Below are 16,730 nucleotides of genomic sequence, written 5' to 3'. Positions count from 1 at the left end.
TTCGGCATTGAGCATCGGATATTGGGTTGTTGGCAAAGGCTGAAGGGGAAGCAAGCCACACAATCATCGCGGACAACCACCAATGCCAAGACCACATCGACAATTACCAGATATGCCTTTTGGGAGTTTCAGAGTGGAACCCTCTGAGTAGGGTTGGAAGGGTGTGGGTAGTCCTACCCTCGATCGGCTCGAAAACCGAAAGAAAATTAAGCCTGAGAAAATTTTCAGGCGATCGCTTCTTCCACTTCCAACAGAATCCGTCAATATCGGTAGAGACGAACCTCCCGCCACTCCTTAAAATGACCTGATGCAATCTCTTGTCGATCGATCGCTGTTCGATCTAACGTTGAGCATGTCTTGAGGAGTTCGCACGGTGAAATTTGGGCAGTGGCTCGGCTTATTTGCGCTAATCGTTTCGCTCGTTATTTTGTGGCAGTTCCGACAAACCCTACTGCTACTTTTTACCGCTGTTGTACTCGCAACCGCCTTCAACCGTGTTGCACAACGCCTGCAAAAATCCGGCGCCAAACGCGGAATTGCCCTGCTGCTCACGCTGAGCATCATCTTTTTCATCAGCCTGTTCATCATCTTGCTAATTGTGCCGCCCTTCGTCGGACAATTCGTACAGCTCATTAGCCTTGTTCCCGCAGGAGCCGCCCAAGTCCTCGAACAGCTACAAATTCTCAACGCAAATCTACCTCCTTGGTTTCCTCGCTTCGCCATTCCGGATTTCAGCGACTTTCAAACGCTTGAGCCAATTTTGCGGAACTTTCTCAATCAGTTCTTTGGCTTTTTTGGCAACTCAATCAATACGCTGATTAGCTCACTTGCCATTCCCCTACAAGGATTGCTCGTGCTGGTCTTGACGATTATGATGCTTGTCAATCCTTCGGCGTATCGGCGCGTATTTCTGCTGCTATTTCCCTCGTTTTATCGCAGGCGAGCCGATGAAATTTTAACCCGCTGTGAGCAGGATCTCGGCAATTGGGCAGGCGGCGTTTTAGTCAGTTCACTATGCATTGCGCTGTTGAGCGGCATTGGCTTGTGGATACTGCGAATTAAGCTGGTTTTAGCTCAGGCACTTTTGGCTGGACTGCTAAATATTATTCCTAACATTGGCCCAACGCTGAGCTTAATCTTTCCAGTGACGGTTTCCTTAATTGACGAAAACGGTGTGTTTAAAGCGATCGCCGCCGTCATTCTCTACATCATCATTCAGCAGCTTGAAAGCTATTTGATTACGCCAACAATCATGGCAAATCAGGTGTCTTTGCTGCCTGCGTTGACCTTGGTTTGTCAGCTATTTTTTGCAAGCCTTTTTGGTTTCTTGGGCTTGGTGCTGGCGCTGCCGTTAACGATCGTATTTCGTGCCTGGATTGAAGAAGCTTTGGTCAAAGATGTCCTCAATCATTGGGACAATGATGCGACTCGCGCTGAGCTAGTCACGGCTCCGATTTTGGCGATCGAACCTGCTGACCCAACCGCCCTGCCAACCGAAACAAAACCGCAAGAGCCGCAAGATTCAGATGAATAATTTGGAGCGATCGAATTGTCGGTTCATCTAGTCGTTCGACACTTAGAATAAGTTGGAAATTCGCTGCAAGAGCGTCGCAAAATCGCTGACGATCGCTTCGCAATTTGCCTCAGTCAAAATTGGCACATGTACAAACAAACCCAGACCAGATGAATGCTGCAAATGTTCTAAAACAGCGAAATATGTTGCATTGCAGACAAAGCGGCCTGCATCATGACTAATTTCAGTCAACGGTAATCCGTTCACAAGCTGAGGCAAATCAAAGCGTGTTTTAAGAATGCGATCGCTCTGCGCTCCCAGTACGGTATCGCTCTGCGCTCCCGGTACGGTATTGCTGATTACCGCTTGCGATTCAACGCTGAGTTTCGATCGCGATTCCGCCATGCCGCAGCAAACCACAGCTTGCGGTTGAAGCGTTTGGATGCAGGCGATCGTCTGCTGTGGAGCCAGCATAAAATCGACGGGTAAATGTCGCAGAACTTGAAGATCGATCGACGGCTTCCGCTGCAAAAATTCCACCAGCAAATCATCGGCTGAGTTCGATTTTTGATGGGGAAGCCAGGTTGAAAATGAAGTCAGAAGTAGTTGATGGGGAAGCCAGGTTGAAAATGAAGTCAGAAGTAGTTGAGTCATTGCAGGAGATTCAGCCGCAAATCAGGAAAATGTCTGTAGAAAGGCGGGTGGATGGATCATCGAATCTTCGCTAGAGTCACAATAAGCTGGCGCGGCGAGTTTTGGCTGGGCGGCACAAGGCAAGGTAGGAAAGAAGCAGCGACCCGTGAGTAAGCGTTTACCCGTCACCACCGCCCATGTGCGGATTACGCATCAGTCTTGGCAGCAAGGCCGCATTGAAGGCGAAGTGCAAGCCAACGGCTACGAATGGCGCTTTCAGTGGCGCTTTCGGCAAGGCGATTTGGCGATCGAACCCACACTCGGTCGGGCGCTGATTAAAGAACCACTCAGCCGCTTCCTCGAACGCAGCGACTATCAGCTTGAGCCGGGTGGCGATTATTCGTTTACGATTCGAGCGGAACTTTGAAGGGGCGATCGCATCCCACAAACGATCTACTGCTGCGACAGTCGCTTCACCGCCTGACCGCCAAGCAGTTCATGCGCTTCCAGCAGGAGTTGCGGAATGCGATCGCGATTTGGACTTTGAGCTAAACAAGCGCTTAGATCGAGTCGTGAGGCGCGATCGCCCTTTTCACCCGGAACCCAGTGGCCGCTGTTGCCCAGCATGTTGTAGCGCGTTCTTGAATATTCCATCAGGTCAAACGCAAGAGCAAGATTTCGCAGCAGCAAAATCAGGCGAATGTTGATGCGTCCGGGCGTATTTTCCACGTCTGGTAAGCCTTGACTCCAAGTTTTCCACCAGGTTTCGCCCAGAATGCGGATCGCTTCATTTTCGAGGCGGGCGAGGATCGGCGGCAAAATTTCGTCGGGGCGATCGATGGACTCCAACGTTTTGAGATGTTCATCAAAATCGCTGGGTTTCGCTGCCCCAACGCTGAGCGTATGCACCTGCGGATGGCTAAGGCAAAACAGATTGTTGAAAACGATCGGGCTGAGCGGCTGACACAGCCTGACAAGCTTGGCAGGTGGCTTGTAGAGCATTCCGCCCTTGTCGGTTGGACTGATGATGAAGACGCCCATGTCGTGCGCTTGGGCAGCGGCGATCGCAGGCCAGTTCGTCTGATTGACGTAGTACCAGTGCAAATTGACGTAATCAAACTGATCGGTTTCGATCGCCTTGACAATGACATCCGTTGGCCCATGCGTCGAAAAGCCGATGAAGCGAATTTTGCCTGCTGCTTGCAGTTTGCGGGCCACATCGAGACAGCCGCCCGGACGAATGCTTTGATGCAGAAGTTCCGGCGTGTTGATGCCGTGCAGACCCAGCAGATCAATGTAGTCCAGCTTGAGCAGGGACAGGGATTTTTCGATCGTCTGCCCAAACGAGCGTGAATCGGCACTGGGACTCACCTTGGTTTGGACGATGATGCGATCGCGAGGCAGAGTCGGTAAAATTCGGCCTAATTGCGCTTCAGACGAGCCATAGCCTCTGGCCGTTTCAATGTGGTTGATGCCGACTTCGATCGCCCGCCGAATTGTCGCTTCAAGATTGGCCTGATTTGCCTGCGGAATTTCCGACTGCGGAACATCTTGCCATTTGTACTGATACCGCATTCCTCCACAAGAGAAAATGGGCATCGCTAATTGAGTACGTCCAAAACGCCGATAATGCATAGGATAGAGAAATCGCGAAACGCAAAAAACAGGCGGCTACTGCACTGATACACACCATAGCAATTTCGAGCGATTCGATCGCAGGTTGGGAAATCTCTACCTGGTGGATTGTAAAACGCTGTCGTAGTGTGATTGGATAGTACGCCATAGAGACTTTTACGTTTCGCCGCTTTCTTTTGATCGACTGGTAATTCACTCGATCGCCTTTTCAGTTAAATGCGTTAGTTCCTGGGAACAATCTTCCTATCCACTTCAAGCAATATTTCTGGATGATTTTTATGGATTTTAATGAACTCGACCAGCTAGAAAATTCCGTTCAAGATTTACTCGCACTGGCGAAAATTGAACGCGAAGAAAAGCGCTTGCTTCAGCAGCGTGAAGAACAAATTCAAAAAGCCCTGGTTGAAATTGAACAGCGCCTAAAGCCGTTACTTGCCCAGATTGAAGCAACACTGGCTGACTTACCGCCTGAAGATTTTGTTGATAGCATTACACGCCGCAAGCTCGAAGAAAAAGCTGCTGATCTGCGGCAAAAACTGGCAGACGCACCGCTACTGGCTGCACAAACGGTCGATCGCCAAATGATTCTCAACGAAGAAAGATTGCTCGACGAGCGGATTGCCGAACAAACCAATCGCTGGCGACAAGGACTCAAAGCGGACTTGCTGGAAATGATTTCTGAGCAGCAAAATTTTTATAGCGCTACGGATGCTGCTGTTGCCGTTCGCGGCCATGTGCAAGACCTCAAGGCGATCGGTGCCCTCGAAGAAGTCGTGGAAGCGTTAATCGCCCAAATCAACGCCACCAGCGAAGACGGCCAGCCTGCCCGCCTGAGAGGAACGCACGAGCAAACGCTGACGTTCATCTACAACAAAGCGCTGGAAAATCGTGCCAGAGTCGATCGTGCCACTGAAGTACAGCCGCGCATCCGCCACCGCACAACCGAAAAGCGCCCCAACCCCTACAGCCAGCTTGAAGGTAAGGTGGTGATCTTTGGCGGACACGATCGCCTCGAAACCGCGATTCGCAACCGCCTCCGCGACTCTCGCGTCACCCTGGTTTGGTGTACGGCTCAATCTGGCCCGCAAATTGCCGAACAAGCGGAAAGCCACGTCGCTTCCGCCGATCTCGTTTTGATCATCACAGGCTACACCAGCCACAAACTGACGGACAAAGCGACTCAAGCCGCTCAGCGCAACGGCAAAAACATCGAAATGATCAATACAACGGGCATGGTGCGCGTGCTGGAAGCGATCGAATATGGCCTCAAGTCAAAGCTGCTCGTTCGGCATTTAAATCAGCTTTCACGACCTGCCTAGGAGTTAGGTTTGGGGTTTTTAAGGTTTGCCGAATCTCTAGGGTAAGTTTTAACAGGCTGCGATCCTCCCCCGCCCTCCTTAAAAAGGAGGGCGTCGCCCCCAAATCCCCCTTTCTAAGGGGGATTTGGGGGGATCTGTCACTGCCTGGCCTCAAGCTCTTTACTCGCGATCATCGGTACGATTTTGCAAAATATCGAGAATGCGGCGATTTTCGGTTTGGAGTCCGCGCACTTCTGACTGCATCTCGCGAATATCCGCCTGCATGATTCGCATCTCGGTACGGATGTCGATTGCTTCGGTGGCGATCGTCTGCATGATGTCGGCAATGCTGGCGCGGGTTTCAGCGGCGGATGCTCGCTGCTGAGCGACTAGCTGGTCGATCGCGAGAAATACCGTATTGGCGCGAGCATTCGCAGTCGCGATCGATTCATCGAGCAGCCGTTGGGTCGCTTCAATACGAGCAGTCGCCGCCGCACTTGATTCATCGAGCAACCGTTGGGTACGGTTAATCTGCTGCTGTGTTGCCGCGGCGCGAGCATCGGCAGCAGCGATCGATTCGTCGAGCAATCGCTGCGTATGGTTGGCAGCAGCGATCGATTCATCGAGCAACCGCTGCTCTGCTGCTGTGTGGCAACCTGGCGATCGCCCAGTTCACTGAGGAGAATTTCGAGGCGATCGAGTCTAGAAGATTCATTCGTCGTCATTGCCCTGTTGCTCCTTTGCTCGCTTCTGCCCTCTCTTGAAAGCCACACTGGTCAAATCAAGCTTGTGCTGCTGGTCTACAAGATTCGGTCAACCGCCATTTCCTTCTTTACCGTAAGCTTGCCAGGCAAGATCGACCAAGCTGTTGACGATCGCCGCTGCCACGACTGCATTTCCCTTGCGGCCTTCAATGCGGATGTGCGGGATGAGCGAATCTTTGAGGCGATCGACCGCATCCGTCCCCACAAATCCCGCAGGTGTGCCAATCACCAAAGCGGGGCGAATTTCTTCTTGCTCGATCAGGTCTACCAGGACGCTCAGAGCGGTTTGTGCTTGGCCGATGACGAAGATGCCTTCCGGATAGCGGCGGGCGAGCGTTTCGATGCCCCAAGCGACGCGAGATTTTTCGCGCTGCGGGCGGGTGAGCGCTTCCATGCTGCAATAAACCGGATTGGCAAAGGTTTCCTGAATAATCGGCGTGATGCCGACCTGCACCATTGGCACATCAACGACGATCGTGCTGCGGGCGGCAAGGGCAGCGGCTCCGGCCTGCAATGCCTGGTCGGAAAAGCGAATCAACGATTTGTAGTCAAAATCGGCTGTGGCGTAAATTACGCGCCGCACAATTTCATACTCCGAAGGCGAAAAGACGTGATCGCCAATTTCGCGATCGATAATTCGTAGGCTTTGCGCGTCGGTGATGTGCCACTCCATGCTGTCAAGCGATCGCTGGTCTAATGTGCGTCTTCGGTTTTTAATCGTGGCACATTCTGGCACATTGGGGCAAAAGCGTTCGGATTTTGGTGTTCGAGAGGTGGTGATCGATCGGAGCATCAATGTGCGTCAGATCACATCCTAGGAGAGATTCGACTATCCGTACTAGGTAGGAGTGGATGGATGAGTTCAATTTTTTAAGATTGAACTATCAGAAACAAACCAGACTATCTGGCGTCTTCGATAGGGTGACTACTTTAACTATCTTTTTTCTTCCATAAACTCTTTTTTTTTAACATCTTGCAAAATGAACATCGAGAACAAAAAGCTGCTTTCGTGCGGCCAACAGCGCTGTCTAGTCATTCCCCTCGGTGACGGCATCAAAGTTCAACATCCGGTTCTTGATGAACTGGACGCGATCGAAATCTATTCCTACTACTCGCAACTACACCCGCATCTCCGGTTTCAATATGAACCGCAGCTTGCAACGGCTCAATAGAAATTCAACTCAGTTCAGTAAAGTCCCGCTTTCATTCAGGAGGTGGGACTTTGTTGTAATAACTTGTTCGATCGCCTATTCCAAATGAATAAAGCGACGCTTTAACTTGACCGCAGCAGTCGGCAGCGGGTTCAGCGTGGCGTTCCGATCAGCGTAAAAGCCGCCCAGTCCTTCGGATGTGAATGTTGCTTCATGGTTTCAAGCATCGCCTGCCGTAGCGCTTGAGCTTTGTCAGGATTTTGCTCAAGCTGACGATAAAATTGCGTCATGAGATCGGAAGTCGGAATATCTGCCGCCGCCCACAGCGAGACGATCAGACTGGGTACGCCTGCGGCCAACAGCGATCGAGACAGCCCCACGACGCCATCTCCGGTAATGCGTCCACGCCCGGTATCGCAGGCGCTCAGTACCACCAGTTGGGCGTTCAGATTCAGGTTAAGAATTTCGCTGGCGGTGAGCAGTCCGTCATCGGTGGCCGACGGTGCCAAGGCGATCGCGCCGGGTGTATCCAAAATGCCGTATTCGTCCGGCTGTCCATACTGCAACAAGCCATGTGTCGCCAGATGAACAATGCGGGCAGTTGCCATCTGCTCTACAACAGCGGTTTCAGTCGCTTGAGTGCCAACGAGTGCTTCCGTATCGAAAAACTCAGCGATCGCTTTAGCTTCCTGCTCGGCTCCGGGCAAAGCGGCCAAGGCTTGAGCAGGTTCTCCAGACAGCGTAGGCAAAGTTGGCATCGTGGGATTGCCGACAATCAAGGCGCGATCGCCAAGGGAAGATTGTGATGCGCGGCGCTGCTCCGCCAGATCGAGGACTTGAATGGAAGGGGCGATCGAGAGCGTGTGCCGCTCAATGAGGTATTCACCTGAAGCCGTTTGCAGGGCGGGAAACGGAACTAAAAACAGACTGCCTTGGGGAATCAAAATGAGGCGATCGTTTGGTTCAGTCGGCAGCAGATCTTGAATCGGCTCGATCAGCAGTTGATGAAGCTGACGCAACCGCCAGCTTTGCGTCAAATCAATCCGATCGCCTGCTTCTCGATCGGCAATTACCGCTCCGCGTGTGGCCGAAACGAGCGCATCGATCGCAGTGGCGTTTGGCTGATGGTTGGTTGCAGCCAGAGCGGGTCGAGCATCAAGTTGAAAATGAGTGAAGTTCGTTTGACGAAAGGCAATTTCGCCAGAAGGCTTAACGACCCAAATGAACAGCTTTTGATCGTCGATGATCGAGTATTCAATCAGCGTGGCGTTTTGCTGGCGAGCGATGCGTTGAATATCTGCGATCGAAAGGGGATTCGATCGAACCTGTCGCTCGTCCTCAGGCGATCGCTCAGCGGTCAAATGGCGAGCGAGCAGTTCCGTAAATGCTTGGGCACGTCCGCGTTCTGCCACCTCAAGCGCGGCTTCCGGCTGATTTTGCATGATTAGAGCGTTCTGCAAATTCTCGTAGGCATAAGCTTGAGTGTCGATCAGGGCAATGCGATCGCGGTTGTCCTCCAGGCCAGTTCGCAGCGATTCCAAAATTTCGATCGACTCATGCAACAGCGATTCTGCTTGTTGCGGACGATTTGCCATCAGCAGCGCATAAGCATAATTGCTGAGACTGATTGCTTCCCCCTGGCGATCGCCAAGCTCGCGCTTGATCGCGATCGACTGCTGATAGGCCGCAATCGCCTGAGTGAAATTTCCTAGTTCGCGATGGGCGTAACCCAAATTTCCCCAGGCGATTGCTTCTCCTTGGCGATCGCCAATTTCCTGCGCGAGGTCGAGCGATTGTTGAAAAACGCTTTGGGCGCGTTGCGGCTGACCTCCTGTGAGGTAAGCACCGCCCAGATTCAGCAGCGCTCGCGCTTGAATTTGGCGATCGCCAATCGCCTGCGCCAAATTCAGCCCCTGCTGCAAGCTGGCGATCGCTTGCGGAAATTGCTGTTGGGCGGTGTAGGCAATACCCAAATTCACCAGCGCCCCAGCCTCTGCCTGTCGCCACGCCTGTTCCAATCGGGCATCCGGCAATGAGGATCGCAGCCGCGCTAAGGCTTGCTCAAACAGATGTACGGCTCGCTCGTACTGCCCGATGGTGCGGTAGGCATCGCCCAAGCTGACCAAGCTGGTTGCGGCCAGCAAGGGCTGATTGCTCGTTTCGCCCAGGGTTCGCGCCTGCTGAAGCGACTGGATCGATCGCGCATACTCTCCCAAATACTGATAGGACAATCCCAAATTGATCAGCGTCACCATTTGCATCTCTAAATTCGGCTCGGTTGCCGTTTGCATTAACGCCAATGCCCGCTGAGACATCTCGATCGATTGGTGATATTGCCCAAGCTGAAAATAAGTTGCGCCCAAGCTGTTGACCGCCATTAACTCACCGGGTCGATCGCCAATTTCCTGATGGATTTGCAGCGCAGTTTGGAGAGATTGCAACGCCTGCTGATAGTCGCTATTTTGAAGCTGTGAAACGCCTTGAGTCAGGAGTTGATTCGCTTGGGCTTTGCGATCTTCCGCTGAACGAATTGGCGTATCAGGAAGCGTGGCGATCGCTTCGATCGAAGCAAATGGGGGAAGCAGCAAAATCGCGCTGGTGACAGCGGCAAGCCAAACGCGCATACAAAATGGCTCAAAGCAACTTCCCCACTTTATCAATCGCGCTAGCTGCGGCTCATCACCCGATCGAGACATCTAGCCTGAGTGTTTTGAATCTCAGGCCTTGCAGCAATTTTCATGATTTCGATCGAGCTGCTCGCTGAGCAGATTGAAAGGCTTTGATCTCTGGCGATCGCAATAAAATCCAGCTAGTTGCTAGATAAACTGCGCCCATAACCAGCAGCCAAATCGCACCCAAAAACGAAGCGTTCAGCACCAGCAACGCAGCTGGAATTGACAAAAATCCACCCAGCGCAAGCAAAATACCTAACACCCATTTTGCCCAGCCTTGTCCTTGATAAAGGAAATAGCACAAGGCGATCGTCAGCACAAAGCGAATGCCATCTTTGACAATTTCACTTGCAGGTTGAGCGGGAATCAGAGCATTCGTGATTAATCCATTTACGACTGATACTGCAATAACAACCCCGATGATTGTGGTCACCAATGTTTTTCCTTTTTGAACGGCTGAATTCATGATTTTCCTCCGAGTAAATCTGATTGAGTTGAAGATTTGTATTCCAACTCGGCCTGCGCCATTTCTTCCACCATTTGCTTACTACGGTTGAGATAGGCCACAAACAGCAAAATCGAAAAGACTAGAATCGGCAGCGCCAAAATGTGACCCGCAAACGTGTTGTAAAGTCCGTGCAAAGTGGCAGCGATCGCAATTCCAATCACCATAATCGGCTGTTGTCGAGATGGATTGATCGCCGCCAAACCGAGAAAATAGCCGCTGATTCCCGCCCAAATTGCATGAAAGAGCGGGGTTGAAATAAATCGCAGCGTGTTGAGCAAAACATAGCCACCTAAATCTACGTCTTGCTGTACCAGGGCAAAGGCATACAGCATCGAGTAGTTGGCACCTTCCGCGATCGCAAAGCCCAATCCAGACATCGATCCATAAAATGCCGCCGTGAGCGGATCGCTGAGTTTTCCAGGCCGCAACAGCAGTAGATAAACTGGCAGCGCTTTACACAGTTCTTCTAAAATGCCAACGCCAAAGATAAACCCAAACAGTTGCAGCACCTGTGAGGATTGATCGCTGGCAAGATAAAGCAATCTGAAAAACGGAATTTGCTGCACAATCAGCAAAATCGGGATGCCGATGAAGGCAGTAAATGCCACGCACTTGAGCGTATTTCCCCAGGAAAATTGGCGCGGCTTAATCAGCGATCGCAGCACAATTCCCCAAATTGAAGCATAGTAAATTCCCAAAATCCAAGCAGTTCTTTCGAGTCCGGCATTTGCAACCACAAATCGCATTGCCCAAGGAAATAAGCTGAAAAACAACAACAATCGAACAATGCCGCTGTTGTATAGCTCCGGATTGATTGCCTCTTTGTAAGGAATAACCGAAGCAAAGCGGAATGTTTTCAAAGAAGCGAGAAACTGCGATCGCGCAAATGATTTTTCCTCTGATGAATGATTGGTCGAATCAGCAATTTGAGAAGTTGAATCAACAGCGATTGGCTCTAGCTCCAGCGATTGCTGCCATTGCGGAACCGCCGCTGCTGGCTGCTGTCCATAGACAGTAATTGTGGAGACAGACTGAGGCTGAAAGTTGGCGAGCTTCTCGCGCACAAAAACGAGCATTTCGGCTTGATTGGAAACAGGATCGGACTCAAGCACCAGATTCAAATTATCCGCTGCAACAGCAGTTCTTGCGGTAATGCCGATCGATTTCAACTCTTGATTGAGTAGGTTGGCGATCGCAATTGCATCTTCCTGCCGAGCGAGTTGAACGCGCTGAAATTCACTCATAATATTGTTTGAATTATCGGTTGACTGCCCGCCTCAGCAATCCCAGCGTCAAAATGATACTGCTGCCAATTACCCAACGATTCAAAACGGCCTGACCGAATGAAATGCTGTTTTGAGTGAATCGCTTAATCAGGTAGTAGCTTCCTCCAATGATGAGGATGAAAATCAACGGCGTCAAAATCATGTTCAGCATGTAGCCGATTTGGTATCCAACAGTGTAGGCGGTTAATAGAATCATGGCGACACCGTTAAGAGTGGACTGAAGGCGATCGGTGTTTCTATCTTGTACTCAAGCGAAAAAATTCCCTTTTATGCAAAATCGCGAAAATAAAGTTTTGTGAAAATGCATAATTGCTGCGATAAGTGGCAGAGTTACCAGTAGAAATCGCTCAAAGGAGATAAGTTTAGGTCAGCCCCATGAACTCGCTAGAACCGCTTATTCAAGCTGCACGATCGCCCTCCGACTCGAATTCACCATCTCAACTGATTCGTTTGGCAGAAGAAATTTTGCGATCGCGAAAGGTCGGTCGTGCCCCCAGAGGTCGATCGCTATTTGGAGTTCATCAGGAGATTTATGAACGAGCAAAACAACAGCTTCTCGCTGATTTAAAACAAGACTTGTGCCAATACAATCCTCAACAAATGACGGCAAGAGATTGGGCAAACATGGTGCGCGATCGCACATTTCTCAAAATTCTCGATGATGCTCAACTCAAACGGTTAGCGATCGAAGCCCAACAGCATCCATCCAGAACCGAACTGCGTCAGCATACACTCAGTCAACTGGTTGAAGCTATTCGGCTCTCAGGTCAGCTTGCTCGCCCACATCAAGCCAAGTTTTCCGCTCAGTTCTACTGCTTAATTTACGAGGAAGCTGTGAATCGAACGTTGACGTATGTTTGTCGCAGCATCGATCGATACGATCCCGATCGCGGCCAGAACAAAAAGTTCATGAACTGGGTAAATTTTCGCCTCGATCGCGTCATTCTCGAATGCCGCAGTGAGTTCAACGAAAGCAATACTCAAGAACTACCAGCCCTAGCTGATTTAGAAGCTTTGCCGCAACCAGATTCCCCTTCGATCGCAGTAGATTTACGCGAATATATCGAACAAGATGCTGATGAAATTTTGAGAAGTGCCCATATTAAAAATCGACCAGAAGCGAATTTTCGATCGATCGCCTTAGCCCGATATATTGATGAAAAAAGCTGGGCGGAAATTTCTCAGGAATTTGGCATTTCTATTCCAACGCTAAGTAGTTTCTTTCAACGTCGCTGCCAAGAATTTTTGCCACTCTTTGAACAATATTTATCTTAATTACCACACAGCATTCATGCAGGCCAATGACAAACCCTGAACTCGAACCGATCGCCGTTACGATTCCACTTACGCTTTCTGCTCATGCGAGAGCCACTCAATTTCGCCAACAACATCTTCAAAAAAGTTCGCAAGTTTATCTCAACAGCCTCGCCGTTTCTGCCGTTGAAATTTATCTTCAGCGCTTAGAGTTTGATACCAATTTTGCTGCGAGTGCCAGCGCCAACCCGCTGATGCGGGCGTTGATGGACGTGGCAGATTTAGCGATCGATCATCACGGCGTTTTAGAATGTCGTCCTGTCTTACCTAACGCACGTGATGTCTTGATTCCCGCAGAAGTTTGGAGCGATCGAATTGGCTTTGTTGCAGTGCAGCTTGACTCAGGTTTGCAGACAGCAACGCTGTTAGGATTTGTCGAGACGGTAACAACTGAAAAAGTTGCGTTGAGCGAACTTCGATCGATCGAGTTTCTTCCCAGCTATCTCAATTCAATTCGGCAAAAACCTGCTTCCGTGCATTTAACTCAGTGGCTCCAAAATCAAGTTGATTCTACTTGGCAAACGATCGAAGAACTGTTGGGATTGCAGCAACCCGCTTGGCAATATCGTGGCAACCAATCTGCTTCGACGCAATTAATCAGCAGAGGCAAACTGTTGGATTTCGACCGTTCAGGCGAAGCGATCGCCCTCGTTGTCGAAGTAGCTCCCAAAGACGCATTGAAGGTGAACATTGCTGTTAAGCTTTGTCCGACTGGAAGCCGCGCTCATTTGCCACCGGATCTTGAACTGATGGTGTTAGATGAAGCCGGGATTGCTGTGATTCAAGCACAGGCAAGAACAACGGAAATGATCAACGTTGAATTCAGCGGTGAGGTGGGCGATCGCTTCAGCATCAAAGCGGTAATGAACGGCATCAGTGCGATCGATCAGTTTGTGATTTAGTACAGAAAATTAACAGAATCAGGAGAAAAATCATGAAGAACTCTAGTGGAATTGGTTCAACGATTTCTTTCACGATGTCTGCTCTCGCGCTGGTGGTGAGTGGATTCACGGCCTATCAGGTCATGAACCTAAAATCCTCGAATGCTTTGAATGCCAGCAGCAATGCAGTTAGCGTTCCGTCTGCTCCAGTTTCGCAAACTCCGGCACCCAATAATTCTTTTCAAACTGTTAACCCACCTGCCGCTGCACCAACGACAGCCGCCGCTGCAATCGCGCCCGGTCAATTTGTTAAACCTGCGTTTGGAACAAGCGCCGAAGTCGAATTGCTATCCGTCAAGCGCATCCGAGACCCGCAGACGGAAAGGCCAGAAATTGTCAATGTTCAATTCCGTTTGCGTCGCCTCAGTCACGATTTGCCTTCGGGTTTTCCGACCTTGTCCGCAACTTCAACCAGTGCTCGCAATCCTGAAACCAGTGAAACTTATGACATTGCAGAGTTCGATCGCGCTACCAGTTCAATCGCGCTGACGACGATTCAGCCTGGAGCCTCGGTTGATGGCTACGTTTGGCTGCGGATTCCCGAAGGCGTCAGCACGATCGATCTGTTTTTGGAAAACACCCAGGCATTTCAAAATGTGCCGATTGCTAATTAATATCGGCGGAAGAAATCTCAAATCAAGTACGCTAAAAGTTACAGCCTTTTGCAACGCAATTCGATCGCAGCTATGGGAAAGCGAGTCGTTCTTAAACTTGATGGCGACTTTGAGCAGCAAGGCTTTCGAGTCGCGCTGGAAATTGCCGCACTCGATCGATTGAACCACCCTGCGATCGAAGTCACAGGCTATCTGCCGCCCAATCGAGAATTGATGATTCAGTTGGAGCAGTGGCAGCAAAACTATCGGCGGTTGCTACCCTCCACGCGATCGATTAAGCCGCATCGCGTCACTTACGGCGGTTCGATTAATCCGGTCGATTCCTGTCGTCGATCGGCACAAACATTAGAGCATCAGTTGCAAAACTGGTTGAAGTCAGAATCGTTTCAGAACGTGAATTTGCGGCTGCGAGAAGCGCTGAATCCACAAGAGCCAATTCAGGTGTTAATTCGATCGCAAGATTCACGTTTAAGCCAGCTTCCCTGGCACAAATGGGACTTCATCGATCGCTATTCCCAAGCGGAAATTGCTTTTAGTTCGCCGGACTTTGAGCAGATTACTTCTGCGACAATTGTGACGGCTGCAAAAGTTAAGATTCTCGCGATTTTAGGAAACAGCCTGAACATCGATACGCAGATTGATCGCCAGTTTCTTGAAAGCTTGCCAAATGCAGACGTAACGTTTTTAGTGGAACCGGAACGGCAGCAAATTAACGATCGACTTTGGGAACAACCTTGGGACATTTTGTTTTTTGCCGGACATAGTTCAAGTCAAGACAGTGTGCAGGCGGGTCGAATTTTTATTAACGCTTGGGATAGCTTGTCGATCGAAGATTTGCGCTATGGATTGAAGCGAGCGATCGCGCAGGGTTTGCAGCTTGCGATCTTCAACTCTTGTGATGGATTGGGGTTGGCGCGATCGCTGGCCGACCTGCACATTCCGCACCTGATTGTGATGCGTGAACCTGTGCCGGATCGCGTTGCACAACAGTTTTTGCTGTACTTTTTGAACGCTTTTGCCGGAAATCAATCGTTTCATCTTGCCGTTCGAGCCGCACGAGAACGCTTGCAGGGCTTGGAAGACCATTTCCCATGTGCAAGCTGGTTGCCCGTCATTTATCAAACACCGACTGCCCCAGAACTCACTTGGCGATCGCTCCTTCAACCGTCCGCCCGTTTGCGCTGCCACCACACTCCGCCCCGATTCGCCTTTGCCCTCAGCGGCCTATTCGTCTGTGTTGCTCTCCTTGCAAGACTTTCAGGCGTCCTACAACCGCTAGAGTTGAGCGCGTTTGATCAGTTGATGCGGCTGCGTCCCGATCGAGGCCAAGACGACCGCCTCTTAATCGTCACGATCACTGAGGCCGATGTTGCCGCCCAGCCTTCTGAGCAGCGGCGGGGTGCATCCTTGAGCGATCGCAACCTCGATCAGTTGCTCCAGCGGCTCCAGTCCTATCGGCCACGTGCGATCGGACTCGACTTATATCGCGACTTTGCGGCGGACGCGCCTCCCCTGGCAAAGCGATTGCAAGACGATCGCCTTATCACCCTTTGCAGCTTTGGCAAAACGCAGGGCAATCTTGGCATTGCGCCACCGCCAGAAATTCCCGCCGCTCGGCAATTGGGCAGCGTGGGCTTTAGCAGCACACCACCTGACTTTGACGATCGCATTCGTCGCCATCTGCTGATGCAGTCGCCGCCTGCCAACTCAATTTGTCCGGCGAACTACTCGTTTGGCTTGCTCACTGCCTTGCGCTATCTCGAAGATGAAGGCATCCACCTGGAGTGGACAGCCGAAGAATTGCCCCGCCTCAAAATTGGCGACACTCTGTTCACGCCGCTTGAAGGCAACAGCGGCGGCTATCGATCGATCGATGCGAGAGGCCATCAAATTTTGCTCAACTATCGTCCTGCTCAAGATGGCGTGGCGCGAACCGTCACCTTGGCGCAGGTGCTTCAGGGCGCGATCGATCCCGCCTGGGTAAAAGACCGCATCGTTCTAATTGGCAATACTGACGCCAGCTTCCGCGATGTTCACCTGACGCCCTACAGCCGCGACAGCCGCGAAAAAATGCCCGGAGTCGAAATTCAAGCGCACATGATCAGCCAAATTCTCAGCGTTGTGCTGGATAAACAGCCGTTACTGCAACCTTGGTCAGCGGCGGGTGATCTCGTTTGGATTATGGTTTGGTCGATCGCAGGCGGCGCAATCGTTTGGCGGTTCACCTCTGCCAAACAATTGCTGATCGGAAGTGGCGCGATCGTCTTGCTGATCGGCGGCTGCTATGTGCTGCTGCTGCGGGGCAATTGGGTTCCCCTCGTTCCGGCTGCTTTCGCCCTAAGCGGAACAATTGCAGCCGGATCGATCGTCCAACGCTACAGTCACAAATTGAAGGATTGAA

General features: G+C 51.0%; 16 protein-coding genes. 8 read left to right on the top strand and 8 right to left on the bottom strand.

The annotated features are described in order from the left end of the window. Nucleotides 1–373: 373 nt before the first annotated feature. The gene (locus H6F67_RS22105) at nucleotides 374–1,534 is read left to right on the top strand and encodes an AI-2E family transporter (protein WP_190768808.1); all 1,161 of its coding nucleotides are present in this window, start codon (nucleotides 374–376) and stop codon (nucleotides 1,532–1,534) included. A 42-nt stretch (nucleotides 1,535–1,576) separates the two neighbouring features. Here the strand turns inward: H6F67_RS22105 and H6F67_RS22100 are convergent, their stop codons facing one another. Beyond that, nucleotides 1,577–2,167: a peptidase C15 gene (locus tag H6F67_RS22100; RefSeq protein ID WP_190768807.1), complete on the bottom strand. Its 591-nt coding sequence runs from the start codon at nucleotides 2,165–2,167 to the stop codon at nucleotides 1,577–1,579. 145 nt (nucleotides 2,168–2,312) lie between these two features. Here H6F67_RS22100 and H6F67_RS22095 point away from each other — a divergent pair, with 145 nt between their 5' ends. Continuing rightward, nucleotides 2,313–2,573, top strand: a complete 261-nt coding sequence (locus tag H6F67_RS22095) for a DUF3146 family protein (protein ID WP_190768806.1) — start codon at nucleotides 2,313–2,315, stop codon at nucleotides 2,571–2,573. A gap of 26 nt (nucleotides 2,574–2,599) precedes the next feature. On the opposite strand, the gene H6F67_RS22090 is transcribed toward H6F67_RS22095, so the two are convergent. After that, on the bottom strand, nucleotides 2,600–3,781 hold the full coding sequence (locus H6F67_RS22090; RefSeq protein ID WP_190768805.1) for an aldo/keto reductase: 1,182 nt from the start codon (nucleotides 3,779–3,781) through the stop codon (nucleotides 2,600–2,602). Between the two features lie 278 nt (nucleotides 3,782–4,059). Between H6F67_RS22090 and H6F67_RS22085 the strand changes: the two genes are divergently transcribed. Continuing rightward, nucleotides 4,060–5,100 carry a DUF2325 domain-containing protein gene (locus H6F67_RS22085; protein WP_190768804.1) on the top strand — a complete coding sequence of 347 codons (1,041 nt, stop codon included), beginning with the start codon at nucleotides 4,060–4,062 and terminating at the stop codon, nucleotides 5,098–5,100. A 159-nt stretch (nucleotides 5,101–5,259) separates the two neighbouring features. Here the strand turns inward: H6F67_RS22085 and H6F67_RS22080 are convergent, their stop codons facing one another. Both H6F67_RS22080 and H6F67_RS22075 read right to left on the bottom strand, forming a co-directional pair. Continuing rightward, on the bottom strand, nucleotides 5,260–5,709 hold the full coding sequence (locus H6F67_RS22080; protein ID WP_190768803.1) for a hypothetical protein: 450 nt from the start codon (nucleotides 5,707–5,709) through the stop codon (nucleotides 5,260–5,262). A 183-nt stretch (nucleotides 5,710–5,892) separates the two neighbouring features. Next, a complete protein-coding gene (locus tag H6F67_RS22075; RefSeq protein WP_190768822.1) occupies nucleotides 5,893–6,516 on the bottom strand; it encodes a precorrin-8X methylmutase in 624 nt (207 codons plus the stop codon). A 307-nt stretch (nucleotides 6,517–6,823) separates the two neighbouring features. On the opposite strand from H6F67_RS22075, the gene H6F67_RS22070 reads away from it, so the two are divergent. Beyond that, the gene (locus H6F67_RS22070) at nucleotides 6,824–7,015 is read left to right on the top strand and encodes a hypothetical protein (RefSeq protein WP_190768802.1); all 192 of its coding nucleotides are present in this window, start codon (nucleotides 6,824–6,826) and stop codon (nucleotides 7,013–7,015) included. Nucleotides 7,016–7,146: 131 nt separating this feature from the next. Here the strand turns inward: H6F67_RS22070 and H6F67_RS22065 are convergent, their stop codons facing one another. From H6F67_RS22065 to H6F67_RS22050, 4 genes are all read right to left on the bottom strand, one after another. Further along, the gene (locus tag H6F67_RS22065) at nucleotides 7,147–9,618 is read right to left on the bottom strand and encodes a CHAT domain-containing protein (RefSeq protein ID WP_190768801.1); all 2,472 of its coding nucleotides are present in this window, start codon (nucleotides 9,616–9,618) and stop codon (nucleotides 7,147–7,149) included. Between the two features lie 112 nt (nucleotides 9,619–9,730). Continuing rightward, a complete protein-coding gene (locus tag H6F67_RS22060; RefSeq protein WP_190768800.1) occupies nucleotides 9,731–10,132 on the bottom strand; it encodes a hypothetical protein in 402 nt (133 codons plus the stop codon). Next, nucleotides 10,129–11,418: a PrsW family intramembrane metalloprotease gene (locus H6F67_RS22055; protein WP_199304571.1), complete on the bottom strand. Its 1,290-nt coding sequence runs from the start codon at nucleotides 11,416–11,418 to the stop codon at nucleotides 10,129–10,131. Before H6F67_RS22055 ends, H6F67_RS22060 begins: the two co-directional genes overlap by 4 nt. Nucleotides 11,419–11,431: 13 nt before the next feature. After that, on the bottom strand, nucleotides 11,432–11,656 hold the full coding sequence (locus H6F67_RS22050) for a hypothetical protein (protein ID WP_190768799.1): 225 nt from the start codon (nucleotides 11,654–11,656) through the stop codon (nucleotides 11,432–11,434). 179 nt (nucleotides 11,657–11,835) lie between these two features. On the opposite strand from H6F67_RS22050, the gene H6F67_RS22045 reads away from it, so the two are divergent. From H6F67_RS22045 to H6F67_RS22030, 4 genes are all read left to right on the top strand, one after another. Continuing rightward, nucleotides 11,836–12,735, top strand: coding sequence for a hypothetical protein (locus tag H6F67_RS22045; protein WP_190768798.1), 900 nt, complete (start codon nucleotides 11,836–11,838; stop codon nucleotides 12,733–12,735). 26 nt (nucleotides 12,736–12,761) lie between these two features. Beyond that, complete coding sequence (locus H6F67_RS22040) at nucleotides 12,762–13,676, top strand: DUF1822 family protein (protein WP_190768797.1); 915 nt, start codon at nucleotides 12,762–12,764, stop codon at nucleotides 13,674–13,676. 32 nt (nucleotides 13,677–13,708) lie between these two features. After that, entirely contained in the window at nucleotides 13,709–14,329 is a 621-nt protein-coding gene (locus tag H6F67_RS22035) for a hypothetical protein (protein WP_199304570.1), read from the top strand. Between the two features lie 72 nt (nucleotides 14,330–14,401). Beyond that, nucleotides 14,402–16,729, top strand: coding sequence for a CHASE2 domain-containing protein (locus tag H6F67_RS22030; RefSeq protein WP_190768796.1), 2,328 nt, complete (start codon nucleotides 14,402–14,404; stop codon nucleotides 16,727–16,729). Nucleotide 16,730: the final 1 nt, after the last annotated feature.

The organism is Microcoleus sp. FACHB-1515, from assembly GCF_014696105.1.
Taxonomy (GTDB): Bacteria; Cyanobacteriota; Cyanobacteriia; order Elainellales; family Elainellaceae; genus JAAUTJ01.
The sequence above is the reverse complement of the archived record's forward strand: the minus strand, read 5'-3'. Positions and strand labels throughout refer to the sequence as shown.

Bases quoted from the DNA above. Each gene is read 5' to 3' on its own strand.
- H6F67_RS22045 (WP_190768798.1), top strand. From the start codon at position 11,836: ATGAACTCGCTAGAACCGCTTATTCAAGCTGCACGATCGCCCTCCGAC.
- H6F67_RS22030 (WP_190768796.1), top strand. From the start codon at position 14,402: ATGGGAAAGCGAGTCGTTCTTAAACTTGATGGCGACTTTGAGCAGCAA.
- H6F67_RS22040 (WP_190768797.1), top strand. From the start codon at position 12,762: ATGACAAACCCTGAACTCGAACCGATCGCCGTTACGATTCCACTTACG.
- H6F67_RS22065 (WP_190768801.1), bottom strand. From the start codon at position 9,618: ATGCGCGTTTGGCTTGCCGCTGTCACCAGCGCGATTTTGCTGCTTCCC.
- H6F67_RS22060 (WP_190768800.1), bottom strand. From the start codon at position 10,132: ATGAATTCAGCCGTTCAAAAAGGAAAAACATTGGTGACCACAATCATC.
- H6F67_RS22100 (WP_190768807.1), bottom strand. From the start codon at position 2,167: ATGACTCAACTACTTCTGACTTCATTTTCAACCTGGCTTCCCCATCAA.
- H6F67_RS22090 (WP_190768805.1), bottom strand. From the start codon at position 3,781: ATGCATTATCGGCGTTTTGGACGTACTCAATTAGCGATGCCCATTTTC.
- H6F67_RS22085 (WP_190768804.1), top strand. From the start codon at position 4,060: ATGGATTTTAATGAACTCGACCAGCTAGAAAATTCCGTTCAAGATTTA.
- H6F67_RS22035 (WP_199304570.1), top strand. From the start codon at position 13,709: ATGAAGAACTCTAGTGGAATTGGTTCAACGATTTCTTTCACGATGTCT.
- H6F67_RS22055 (WP_199304571.1), bottom strand. From the start codon at position 11,418: ATGAGTGAATTTCAGCGCGTTCAACTCGCTCGGCAGGAAGATGCAATT.
- H6F67_RS22070 (WP_190768802.1), top strand. From the start codon at position 6,824: ATGAACATCGAGAACAAAAAGCTGCTTTCGTGCGGCCAACAGCGCTGT.
- H6F67_RS22050 (WP_190768799.1), bottom strand. From the start codon at position 11,656: ATGATTCTATTAACCGCCTACACTGTTGGATACCAAATCGGCTACATG.
- H6F67_RS22075 (WP_190768822.1), bottom strand. From the start codon at position 6,516: ATGGAGTGGCACATCACCGACGCGCAAAGCCTACGAATTATCGATCGC.